General features: G+C 48.3%; 13 protein-coding genes. 6 read left to right on the forward strand and 7 right to left on the reverse strand.

What is annotated here, in order from left to right; genetic code table 11:
* Positions 1 to 46: 46 nt before the first annotated feature.
* Positions 47 to 1,489, reverse strand: a complete 1,443-nt coding sequence (gene proS / locus AC3OH0_RS02250; RefSeq protein ID WP_498344603.1) for a proline--tRNA ligase — start codon at positions 1,487 to 1,489, stop codon at positions 47 to 49.
* Entirely contained in the window at positions 1,461 to 3,074 is a 1,614-nt protein-coding gene (locus tag AC3OH0_RS02255) for a hypothetical protein (protein WP_498344604.1), read from the reverse strand. The genes proS and AC3OH0_RS02255 overlap by 29 nt, the downstream gene beginning before the upstream one ends.
* A 56-nt stretch (positions 3,075 to 3,130) precedes the next feature.
* Between AC3OH0_RS02255 and AC3OH0_RS02260 the strand changes: the two genes are divergently transcribed.
* The gene (locus AC3OH0_RS02260; RefSeq protein ID WP_498344605.1) at positions 3,131 to 3,598 is read left to right on the forward strand and encodes a hypothetical protein; all 468 of its coding nucleotides are present in this window, start codon (positions 3,131 to 3,133) and stop codon (positions 3,596 to 3,598) included.
* Here AC3OH0_RS02260 and xerA read toward each other — a convergent pair.
* Positions 3,584 to 4,603 (reverse strand): site-specific tyrosine recombinase/integron integrase, encoded by a 1,020-nt coding sequence (gene xerA, locus AC3OH0_RS02265; RefSeq protein ID WP_498344606.1) that lies wholly within the window; start codon positions 4,601 to 4,603, stop codon positions 3,584 to 3,586. The two genes, AC3OH0_RS02260 and xerA, sit on opposite strands and share 15 nt — an antisense overlap.
* Positions 4,604 to 4,779: 176 nt before the next feature.
* Between xerA and AC3OH0_RS02270 the strand changes: the two genes are divergently transcribed.
* The gene (locus tag AC3OH0_RS02270) at positions 4,780 to 5,781 is read left to right on the forward strand and encodes a DHHA1 domain-containing protein (RefSeq protein ID WP_498344607.1); all 1,002 of its coding nucleotides are present in this window, start codon (positions 4,780 to 4,782) and stop codon (positions 5,779 to 5,781) included.
* Here AC3OH0_RS02270 and AC3OH0_RS02275 read toward each other — a convergent pair.
* Positions 5,750 to 6,553, reverse strand: coding sequence for a DUF2258 domain-containing protein (locus AC3OH0_RS02275; RefSeq protein ID WP_498344608.1), 804 nt, complete (start codon positions 6,551 to 6,553; stop codon positions 5,750 to 5,752). The genes AC3OH0_RS02270 and AC3OH0_RS02275 overlap by 32 nt on opposite strands.
* A gap of 89 nt (positions 6,554 to 6,642) precedes the next feature.
* Between AC3OH0_RS02275 and AC3OH0_RS02280 the strand changes: the two genes are divergently transcribed.
* A complete protein-coding gene (locus AC3OH0_RS02280; protein ID WP_498344609.1) occupies positions 6,643 to 6,882 on the forward strand; it encodes a hypothetical protein in 240 nt (79 codons plus the stop codon).
* Positions 6,883 to 6,897: 15 nt separating this feature from the next.
* The gene (locus AC3OH0_RS02285) at positions 6,898 to 7,371 is read left to right on the forward strand and encodes a UCP014422 family protein (protein ID WP_498344610.1); all 474 of its coding nucleotides are present in this window, start codon (positions 6,898 to 6,900) and stop codon (positions 7,369 to 7,371) included.
* Here AC3OH0_RS02285 and AC3OH0_RS02290 read toward each other — a convergent pair.
* Positions 7,365 to 7,991, reverse strand: a complete 627-nt coding sequence (locus AC3OH0_RS02290) for a hypothetical protein (protein WP_498344611.1) — start codon at positions 7,989 to 7,991, stop codon at positions 7,365 to 7,367. The two genes, AC3OH0_RS02285 and AC3OH0_RS02290, sit on opposite strands and share 7 nt — an antisense overlap.
* Positions 7,992 to 8,047: 56 nt before the next feature.
* Here AC3OH0_RS02290 and AC3OH0_RS02295 point away from each other — a divergent pair, with 56 nt between their 5' ends.
* Together AC3OH0_RS02295 and AC3OH0_RS02300 are read left to right on the forward strand one after the other, a co-directional pair.
* The gene (locus AC3OH0_RS02295) at positions 8,048 to 9,034 is read left to right on the forward strand and encodes an SIS domain-containing protein (protein ID WP_498344612.1); all 987 of its coding nucleotides are present in this window, start codon (positions 8,048 to 8,050) and stop codon (positions 9,032 to 9,034) included.
* A gap of 72 nt (positions 9,035 to 9,106) precedes the next feature.
* On the forward strand, positions 9,107 to 9,901 hold the full coding sequence (locus AC3OH0_RS02300) for a phosphatase PAP2 family protein (protein WP_498344613.1): 795 nt from the start codon (positions 9,107 to 9,109) through the stop codon (positions 9,899 to 9,901).
* Here the strand turns inward: AC3OH0_RS02300 and AC3OH0_RS02305 are convergent.
* Both AC3OH0_RS02305 and AC3OH0_RS02310 read right to left on the reverse strand, forming a co-directional pair.
* Positions 9,885 to 10,751 (reverse strand): geranylgeranylglycerol-phosphate geranylgeranyltransferase, encoded by an 867-nt coding sequence (locus AC3OH0_RS02305; protein WP_498344614.1) that lies wholly within the window; start codon positions 10,749 to 10,751, stop codon positions 9,885 to 9,887. The genes AC3OH0_RS02300 and AC3OH0_RS02305 overlap by 17 nt on opposite strands.
* A gap of 326 nt (positions 10,752 to 11,077) precedes the next feature.
* Positions 11,078 to 11,284, reverse strand: a complete 207-nt coding sequence (locus AC3OH0_RS02310) for a hypothetical protein (RefSeq protein WP_498344615.1) — start codon at positions 11,282 to 11,284, stop codon at positions 11,078 to 11,080.
* Positions 11,285 to 11,472 lie beyond the last annotated feature (188 nt).

Raw genomic sequence — 11,472 nt, forward strand, 5'->3', positions numbered from 1 at the left:
AAATAATTCCATCCCTTATAAAATCTTACACCAAGTTTAACAGGGTTTAGTAAGTAACTCCCAGGAGGGCAAATCTATCCGCTCTTCCACCACGGCATGTAGCGTATTCTGATGGATTGCTCAAGGGTATGGGGGATTCAACTATCTCGCCCAGCAGTTGCTTCCCAGTGTTCTTCTCCAACTCCTCGGCACATTCTCTTGAACCATCCCAGGGAGCTACTATGAGTCCCCTTACGCTTTCAAGCCCGTCCTCCAAAGGAGGCTTAACCACCATTTTCTCAAGGTGTTTCAAACCTTTCTCCCTGAGGTAACTATTGATTCCCTCCCATGTGTTTTTCAACGCGTGATAGAGCTCGTCAATCTTTACAATGGTCTTGAGCGCTCCATCTCTCCTGGCAATGGTAGCGGTAAGCGTTGAAGCCTCCCTCCTTCCAACCTCTATCCTTGTTGGAACTCCGAGCATCTCCCAGTAGTAGTATTTCCAGCCGGGCGTGTGCTCTAAATCCATGTCAACGTGCACTCTTACTCCAAGGTTTTTCAGAAGCTTCTCCACTCTGCTGGCATAATCCAGTACTTCTTGTTCAACACCCCTCATTATCGGGACTATTACTACCTGGATGGGCGCGATCTCGGGAGGGAAGAACAATCCTTTCTCATCCCCGTGGATCCCTATTACCGCTCCCAACGTCCTCTCACTGACACCGTAGCAGGTTTGGAAAACATATTTCTCGCTGCCATCGGAATCCATGAACTTTATGTCGAAGGCTTGTGAGAACCTTTGTCCAAGATTTATAACGCTTCCAAGCTCCAAGCCCTTGCCATCCGGCATAACGGTTATGAAGTCGTAGTTGTACTCCGCTCCTGCAAAGGTATCCCATGGAGGGGTTTTAACAATGAAGTACGGGAGTTGTAGAGCGTCGAAGTACTTTTTGTAAATGCTTAACGCCTCCTTTATCTGAGCCTCAGCCTCCTCCATGGTTGCGTGAGCGGTGTGTGCTTCTATGAAACCCATTATCTCCCTGACCCTCAGAATGGGGTGTGTCATCTTGGTTTCATAGCGGAACACGTTAACTATCTGGTACATTTTCACAGGGAGATCCTTTCTCCCCTTTATCCACATATTCCACATGTAGTACATGACTGTTTCGCTAGTGGGTCTAACGAACAGTCTCTCTTCGAAACGCTTAGTCACTGTTCCCTCTACTACGAAAGTCTCGCCTCCGAAGCCTTCAAGAAAATCCTTCTCCCTGCTGAAAACACTCTCAGGTATCATAGTTGGGAAATATGCTTCTTCATGCCCGGTTTCCTCTAGCAATTGAATCAGGATTCTCTGAGTAAGCCTCAAAGCCTTAAGCCCGTACGGCATCCACACGTTCATTCCTTTAACAGGGTATCTTATGTCAACTATCTTAGCCTCCTTCAACACTTTATGATACCATTCAGGGAAATCCGCGTACTTGTCAACTCCTATTGGACCCTGCTTCTCCAACAGCGCCACCTTGTATCCGATCAAATGTGGTCAATACTTTAAAAGTATGCTTACGGCCGAACTCAACGCTTAGCGAACTTACAATGTCGTCAACCACTTTGTTCAGTGTTTCCTTCAGGAATCCCTCATTATGTTTAGTGAATGAGAAGTTGTAGAACCTGCCACTGCACAGCTGGAGGCTAATGGAAAAATCCTCCCAGCCTAGGATCCCTTCAATCCTGCTTCCCGCTTCCTGGATTAGTAGTAGAGGGCTTAGCAACCCAGCATGGAAGACTGCGTGATCATTAATTCTCAGTGAAGCACAGTCGCTGAACGTTTCAGTAACGATTCTTAAAACACTCAGCGAGCCTATGACACTTTCAGCCTGCCTCGCCTTAGCCACGATTGCTTTAAACTCCAAGGGAAACCAGTCGCGTGAGACGTGATCCCACAGATTTCTAGCATCAATTTTTTCAGGACTACTTGACAATATTGTTTTAACCAGGAACTCGGCGAGATCCGCGGCTATTAAATCAGAGTTCACGCTGACCCGGTTATCTAAACTCGAGTAGTGAATCCTCCACGAGTACTCATTGTTCAGCGTGGTAATAGCCATTGAAGGTATTCCCTCAAGGAGGTAGCTTAGACTGTCAAAGGAATAGTGATTTCCGCCTGGAACAGCGCTCCAGCCCGGCTGCAACGATTCCGCAAAAACCTTGTACAATGAAGGATGATAGTACACTGTTGGAGTGGCAGCGTGGACTGAGTCTATCACTACCGAGTACAGCGTGTTTTCCAAAAAACCCTTATTCCTCATCACTTGTAAGAAGTACCTAGAGCCCCATGACCAGGGGTATGGAGAAATATAGGGAGACCCCAATTCTTTCGCAGTGAAGGAGATCAGGAAAACGTTTGCCTTGTTTTCAACTTTTCTCAGCTGTTTCGCCAAAGCCACAAGGGTTTTCAACCCGGCAATGCTGTCTCCCTCCCCCTCGAACCAGTGGTCATGATGCGTTGCAACATGGATTTCGCCATCTCTGGACCCGTTAACCCCTGCGATCAACGTGTAGCCTATTGAATCCTTAAGATCTGTTACCACTTTAACCGTTGCCTTCAACTTGCTAGTATTTTTCAGCATGTCTTTTAATGCTCTGTAAGCCTCCTGGTCTACGGTTACTACAGGTATTGGCGGGGGATTCCCTGGAGTGTTGGACGGGTATGGAGGGTCTGTTACGACTGTTTTCCTGGTGAGGGCTTCGTCTTCCTCGTAGAGAATTACCGCTGACGCTCCTCTCCGGAATGCTTCGTGGACGCGAATGCTTGTCGAGTAGTAGTTTTCAGGGTATTTCATTAAAACAATGTCGCCGAACCCGCGCTGAAGGTTTTTTTCAAAGGATAAGTATCCTTCCGTTTCACTCTTCAAGGAATACGGTATGGGAATGCATTTGAAACCCGTGTCTCCGATGGTTATGGAGCAGTCTTCAGGAATCCATGTCTTCACCGGTGTTTTCAAAACATCAATCCAGTCCACATGCTCAGAGAGCTGGTTCCTTAAAACCCGTATAATTTTTGACTCCGACCTGGATCCTGCTATAACCTCGCTCAATGCTTGACCACTCTTATTTAAAACAGTAACACCATTGTTCTTAATGGCTGATAGGTTTGATTAAAATTTACTCTCTCAGCGTGAAAAACCTTTCAGGGTTTATAGATAGGTTGAAGACTCTTGGCTTCACGATTGAGGAAGGACCCCACGTGGTGCTTGAGGATAATAGTGAGGTCTCAGTCTTCAAGGGCTACAGGAACAATGAGTTAGAGTTTATCATTGTCTCACACTATCTAACCCAGTACTACAAGGCTATCCTGGAAAACCCTGGCAGCGGCGAGGAGTACCTTGAAAAACTTCTAGCTTTGAAGTACAGTAGTGAAAGATGGAGCATCCCGGTCTCACCTATCTACTTCATAGCTTTCAACACTTCTGTCGAAGAATTCCTATCATCCTTCAAGGATGACTACCCTGTTGAGAACGCTGAGGAAATATTAAGCAAGTATAAATCAGCTAATCCTAATTATCAGAGAATAGTAGAGGCTGTGGTGGGCAGGATTATAGACGGGTTAAGCGAGGGCTAGGTTTTCACCGGTTTTCGAAACCTGTCTCCCACAGTAAGGGCAGAATAAGGCATCGCTGGGAATACTGCGTCCACAACTACTGCATAGTAGGGTTTCCTTAACCTCGCGTGAAACATTGTTCTCGAACTTCTCCTTGTACTCCTTCTTGATATCGTCTATTGTTAAATGGAGGTAAACCTGCGTGGTCCTGATGTCGGTATGCCCTAGCAACCTTTGTAGAGAGGGGAGGCTTATGCCAAGCCTTAAAGCCCTTGTTGCGAAAGTGTGCCTGAGAACATGGGGCCTTATCTTCTCCGGGGGAATGCCCGCTCTCGCAGCCAACCTTTTAAGCTTCTTGTAGAGGCCGCCGTAGGTCAGGTTGATCAACCTGTCATCCCTTCCTAGATTGTTCAGCCTCACCCAGGCCTCGATAAGCTTGAAGGTCTCGTTGGAAGCTGTAACATACCTTTCCTTACCATACTTGCCCTCGACGACTCTAATGGTTTTACTGTTGAAGTCTATGTCGCCAACCCTGATGCTTAAAACCTCCCTGCTCCTTAAACCAGTATCCAGCAGTAATCGTAGAATGAGCTTGTCAAGCGGGTTTCTAGCAGCGTTGAACAGCTTACCCACTTCCTCATCGGTTAGAGCAGTTATTTTAGAAGAAGGCTTCTTAACCCCCGGCACGCTGAGCTGGAGGCCAAGCCATTCGAAAAACCTTTTAAGAAACAGTGTGTAGTAGTGTAGTGTTGCCTGCCACCTAGCCTTGTCGACTGTCTTCTTCCGGGGGAAGCCTGACCTAAGCCTTTCATTCCTCCATGCAAGCACATCTCTCAACGTGACCTCTTTCAACGGCTTATCCCTGATGAAGTCGAGGAAGTCGCTGATGGCGGATTGATAAGCTTTAACAGTATCCTTAGACGCTCCCGTCGACTCTAAAAGCATTATGAACTCCTGCAAGATCTCCTGGTTGCTCAGCTCAAGTATTTCCCTAGGAGCCTTCCCAACGTCTATCTTAGCCGGCACTTCCAGCCCTGTGGGAATATCCCATTGCTTTTTCTTTTAAACAGGGAGGTGTTTCAGTTAACCGTATAAAGCCTGTGTGTCAAATTATTTAAAGGGATGAGGAAGCGTGGCAGGTGTAACCCTTAAAGGGGATGATATCCTCGCGCGGGGCTGACCACTCCACACTGGTGATGGATTTGAGTAGGTGGGTTGTCTTGGCGCACGGTGACGGGGACGGGGTCGTCTCCGGCGCCCTGGCATGCGCCTACATTAAAACCATGGGCTCAGCTTGCAACGTGTTCTTCACACACCCTGTTGGGATCGTGGAGGACTTGAAATCGTTCACGAAACAGGGAGACAACATAGTAGTGTTGGATATCGCCGTTGACGAGCTCTACAAGGATGAGCTGTTAGGGGTTTTGAAGACTCGTGCTGAAAGTGGAATAGTACTGTATATAGACCATCACCCTCTCCCGGAAGGCTTCAACGCCCTAGGCGATGGAGTAGAGTTTATCCACGACCCATGCTGCTCGGCGTCAGAGCTCTCGTACAGGTATTTCAGCGAGAAAGGGCTGGATCCCGAGTACGGCAGGGTAGCGTTATACGGGGCTATCAGCGACTACCTTGACGAAACCGTCTGGGTTAGGAGCGAGCTCCTTAAATGGGATAGAAGGGGGATTTATCTGGAGGCTGGAATTATTACCCAGGGGCTCGAAGGCTCGAGACGTGATCACGAGTTTAAGAGGAAAGTAGTTGCTCATCTCAGCGGGAACAAGCTGCCCAGTGCGCTCCCAGACCTTGTCTCCAGGGCTCTCCACCAGGCCGTTGTAGACGAGGAGCTGAGGCTGTGGGTTAAAGCAAACGTGCATGTACATGGAGATATCTCCTATGTGGTAGATCCGAGGGGAAGCCTCGGCCGGGCAGCCAACTACGCGATGGTTTACGGGGGCACTCTTGTCGGCGTAGCCGCTGAGTCTAGAGGTGACATTTATGTTTTAAGCTTGAGAAGCCGTGGAAGCGTCGACTTAAACAAGGTGTTGAGAGAGTTGAGCAGGAGGCTTAAAATTCACGGTGGAGGACACCCCTATGCGGCAGGAGCCAGGGTGAAAAAAGATGTTTTCAAGCAATTCCTAGACGAGCTTGCCGGTTGCATTCAGCAAGAGCGTTCTAAACAGCCAGAGATGCTTTCTCCGCGATGAGTTGCTCAGCCTCCTTCGCCCCAAGCTCCGCCGGTCTAACCTCTTGGAGTTCTTTAAGGATTAAATCCGGGTTTTCAGCCAATACCTCCTTACTCGTCTCAGAGGTCTTCAAGTACCTGAATCCCTTACCATTGCTTAATATCAACGCATCGATTAAAACACCCCTATCGCTCGGCTCCAGGGTCAGTATCCCAATAGACTGGTCTTCATGTCCCTTGATCTTGAATAAGTATCCGCCCGTTATAGTTTCACCTAGCAAGTCAATGCTCTTAACGCTTTTCAAAACATCTTCCCGGATCTCAGAAACCAACGGCTTTCCCGGTTCCGGTACTTCTCCTCTCAATATCTTCTCAGCCTCCTCCTTGCTCGGGAGTGTAGCATACTGCTTCTTAACCTCTTCAAGCTTTGCATCTAGGACTTTCCTAATAGTGGAGGATACCTCCTCATCGTTAACTCTTTTGAAAACCTCTAGGCTAAGGGTGTTATAGTCGAACACTATCCTGTTGAAATCCTTGTCCATGCTGTATTTAACCCTTATTCTCACGGCATCGCCCTTCTCGACCCGGATTGATTCAACCAGTATGTGGTAGAGGATTCTGTTCAATTCCGCGGACGCTCTCGCTATTTCTCTCGCGAAATCTTTATTGTTTTTCATCAAATCTTTCAATTGCGCAAACAATGTCCTCCTGACCTTGTCAGCGTATGCTCCAGCTATCACTATTCCCGTGTTAAGCTCCATTAAGGCTGGCCTCGTAGTTATTGGCTCGGTCAAATTTATCACCAATATATAATATGTACTGGTTTGGTATATTACTGTTTTAATTCACTTTTATTAGTTGGAATGAAATATTTTACTTTTGGATGGGAGACTTGGAAAACCATGTTTACTACGAGGGAGTCGTCATAGGTGTTGAGCAACCGGAGGGGGTTGAGGAGCCCTGCATCCTGGTTCACGGCAGGATGAATGATAAGGATGCTGAGTTCTACTTAATACTTGATGCTGCATCATACCATGAAGTTTTGAGGCTTGGAATAGGGCAGCAGGTTAGCGGCAGGGGAGTGGTTGAATCAACAAGCCCTCTCATTGTCAGGAAGGTTTAGGAGGGGTGGAGTTGAGTGAGCCTTAAACTTCTTTCAAAACCTCCCAGAATCAAGGTTTTAGAAGCGGTTGGAGCCATTGGCGACGGCAGGATTAAGCTGGTGGGTGTGAACAAGGCTTTTGTCAGGTCAAGCACCGGGGAGAAAGAATACACGGTGGTCATCGTTAAGGATGGCGTTGACACCTTCAGGGTTTTCAGCAACGATAACGGAACTATCTTCAAAAACTACATAGGCTACCCTATTATCTCGCTCTTAATCCTAATGGGCGAGCTACCGCTTGACAACACCATTGCTAAAGCCTTGAGCGGGGTACCGTGGAAGGAGCTTAACGAGAAGTATCAGAAGTACGCGGTGGTTGAAAACATAGTTGTATCCCGGGCTGAGAGGCTGGGGGTTCCAAGGACCACTATAGACGAGTACGTCAACATAGTCTACAAGAAGCTGGGTTTGATAAAAGTATACTTCGACGAATCCCTCATGCATCAGTAGAGGTTAACCTTTCCCTTAACTATTTTAACATATTTTCTCAGAACAAGCTGACTCAGAATCCTGCGGGCCTCGTTCTTCCCAACACCAAGCTGCTTGGTTAGGATGAACACCGCATCTTTCACGCTTAACTCCCCGTAGGTTAGCATCGCGTTTTTCAAGGCTTCAAGCCCTTCCCCAAGTATTCCGAAAGGCTTCTCTATGACAACCAGCCTATCGCCCATTATTTTAAACCTTATTTTCAGAAAAGACTTCTTGTTGAAGTAGACGTACTCGTCGCCTGCTTTGGAGATGTATGCTTTCTCGAAAACCCTTGGAACCCTTAACCCGGAACCAGGGGTTGTAAACACGATCACGTTTTCAACAAGGCCTCCTAGAAAGGGAATCCTATCCGGCTCCACTATTATGATTCTCCCAGCTCCTTGCACAGACCCTGTCAACACCTTGCCGGATTCAACATCTTCTAATGGAATATAGGGTAGTATGATGTTTTTCTCATCTACAAGCCCAACTGGTTTATCCGAGGCTTTCACTACTAGCGAAGCCAGCTTACCTACGACCCCGGCGTAGTGTGTGTAGACCACTTTCCAGCCGGTCATCAAGTCTTCAAGCAACGGGTTCATTTACTTCACTGTTTTTTATTTACTCCTCCAAGTCTTAAATTAAAACGGGGCTGGTTATGGAGGAAATGTACGTTGAGTGGAGCCGTCAGGCAAGGAGTGCTATTGAAAAACCCGTGCCGGTGAGGTTTAACAGAGGAATCAGGTCGGTGATCGTAGCCGGTATGGGAGGAAGCGGTATTGTAGGGGACGTATTGTCAACGCTTTCATCAAATTACTCCTCACTACCTGTGATAACTGTTAAAAACCACATCCTCCCCGGCTTTGCGAGCCGTGAAGACTTGTTGCTCGTTGTAAGCTACAGCGGTAACACTGTTGAAACATTAAGAGTCTTCGACTCCGCATTAGAGAGGAATATCCCCATGGTGGCTGTTTCAAGCGGCGGGTTGTTGAAGACCAGGGCTTACGAGCACGGCATCCCCTATATTCAGCTACCGGAGGGGTTGGCGCCGCGGGCAAGCCTCCCGTCGATGCTTTACGGGGTTTTGAAACTGCTTTACGAGAACAACTTGTTAAACATTCCTTTCAAAATAGTCGAGGAGAGCGTGGACTTCCTCGAGGAGAAGACGGGTGAGGCTATGGCTGAGGCGGGATTGATTGCTGAATGGGTTCACAGGTCTAAAGGACTGCTGGTTATTTCAACCCACTCCCCGCTAGAATCGCTCGGGCTGAGAGGGAAGAACGAGTTTAACGAGAACGCTAAGATACCTGTCAAGGTCGATGTTGCTCCTGAATGGATGCATAACGACATAGTGGGTTACGAGGAGCCTTTCTTCAAAGACTTCACAGTTCTCGAGGTCGTGGACCCGGGTGATAGGGTTGGCGTGATGCTTGTCGACTTCATGAGAACAATATACGGGAGGGTTACGAAGAGTTTTCACAGGCTGGTTCTAGAGGGGGGTAGCCTGCTGGACAAGATACTGTACGGGTCCATGGTCTTCGGACTATCCAGCTGCAAGCTTGCCAGGATGAGAGGGATAAACCCCTTGAAAACAGCCAGTATTCAAGAATATAAGAAAGCGGCTGGAGCAATATTCAGTGCCTGAGGACTGTTTTAATTGGGAAACAGTAGTTTTTCCGAGAAAATCATTTGGCTACTAAGTATTTCAGCGGGAATCATGCTAGCTGTTGCAGTAGCCTTAAACAATAAGGAACTGTGGATAGCGTGGAGCCTTCTAGGAGATGAGAAGTTCTACTTGATCGCGGGAATCATCCTGTTCTTCACTATGAGGAAAGGAATGGGAATTAGTGTTGCCGCTGCAGTATTATTCTCAGGATCCCTCAACATTGCTCTCAAGTATTCTCTAAACCTGCCGCGTCCTCCCCAGGAGTACTGGAGAGCTGAAGCCTCCGGACCCGGATTCCCCAGCGGCCACTCACAGGTTTCAACATCGTTCTGGACATCGATAACTCTCCAGGTGAGGAGGAGGGGGCTCGCCGTCTTCTCAGCAATAGCTGTAGCGGGTGTTTCACTTAGCAGGGTGTTCCTCATGGTGCACTATCCTTTAGACGTGGTCGGCGGGGTATTCGTCGGGCTCTCGTGCGGGTTGTTCTCGGTTAAGGGATTAGGGGTTAAAACCGTGAAACCCTGGCTTCAACCCCTCGCCCTAGCCGTGCTAGCTAGTTCTATAAACCTTGTGAACGGGTGGGAGGTTTCAGCAAGCCAGGCGCTACTGGGGCTGGCGCTCTCCCTAATCATTGGCAACCGCGTCGTCGACCGCTCCATGAGGATGCTGGACTCTTTGAGCTTCCCGGAGAGGATTGCAATGGGGTTAGGGGTTTCACTCATCGCGTTCCTCACGTATAGCTTCTCAGCACTAATACCTTACGGGGTTTTAGCAGGGTTTTTCCTGCTGGGATTGCTCATGGCTTACACTCCTACATTATACGCGGGCTTCAAAAAGATATTGTAAACCCTATCCTGCTAGCCCAGAACGCTACGAGCCCGAGAAGCATTGCCCTCAGAGTGGTTCTACGGGACTTCTCCAACGCCTGCTTGTCCCCAGGGTTCATGCATGTCTTGAGAAGGCTTGAGGAGTACAAATAACCCGCTGCAAGTATTAGGGCGAGGTAGAGAATGCTTGCCTTGCCCAGCACTCCTGCTAGTACCCCGGTTAACGGCCCTGTCACGCTGCATGCTTTCAATATTTTAATGGATGCTGGAACACCTATTTTCAAAGGAATGGTCTCGTACCCGAGGGCTTTATCCCCTTCAATATCCTGAACAGCCTTCAACACCTCTCTGCCAGTGTTGACTATGAAGATTGTTAGGGTGAAGAGTATTGTGAAGCCGAGGGCTTCGCGCGGGAGGCCTGAGGCTACGTATCCGTAGACTATTGGACCAGTTGTTGATGCTGAAACCATGAACTGGCTCCACCAGTGTTTACGCATGAAATTGTAGAGCAAGCCTATTGCCAGGTAGGCAGCTGTCACGACTACAAGGCTGGGTCCAGCAATAATGTTCACCGCGACACTCACAACTGAGAAAACCACTGTCAGAATCCACGCTGCCTTAACGCTTGCCCGACCGCTGGGCAAGGGTTTCCAGGGCTTGTTAACCCTGTCCACCTCGATATCGACGATATCGTTGACCAGCATGCTAGCTGCCGTGGCTGTGAAGCCTGTTGTAAACCCTATTACCGCTAGCAGCAACACATGCTGGTTGAGCCTGTAGGAGTTGAACACGAGGAGTGAGAAGACTACTCCAAGCCCGCTCATGAAAGAGTTTAAAGGCCTTATCATCTTGAAATAGTTTTCAGCCATTCACTATCCCTGGCGCCCAGGCTATTCTACCGATAATATTGAAGGCTGAAGTAATAAAGAATTGGTGTCCCGCTCTCCACGGATACGGGTGTGCAGGTTGAAGCCCCTGTTAAGGATGATTGAGCAGAGGGTTGAGATTAGATGAGTAAAGTATTAAGGATTCGATCACGATATGGATAAGTAGTGATGACACGACGGTAATCCTACCCTTGAAACGGGGATGAGGATCGTTACCCATTCTGAAACCGGTTTCCCTGCCACACTATTCATAATTCTTGCCGGCGCCCACTATGGTTTCAACTATTTGATCAACCGCTTCGGAATGCTTAATTCTTGAGCATTAGGATTAGCAGGAGTAGTTCTAGCGCTGGCGGAACAGCCATCATTAGAGGTGTGAATGCTTCCGGAGTAACCGTTGCCGCTACTGCTAGCAATACCTTGCTCCCTCCTCCTGTGGTGGTGAACCCAGGCATCACGTAAAAGGATGAACTAAGCGCGTTAGAAATCACCAGGTATTTTGCGGTTGAAGACATGCATTTATGCGTACTTGCAAAATGACTTCTTACAAAGTACAGGTGCGAGATCTAGGAGAGAGTAGTGTTTAAGAATTGGTTTATAAGGGCGCTGTGGGGGCTGGCGCATTCAGGGTTTATACTCGAATTCACGGGATCCCGCTCTACCCCGGGTTGCAGTTAAGCATCCACCCGGCTCGTCCCCTGAG

It is taken from the genome of Thermosphaera sp. (genome assembly GCF_059755995.1).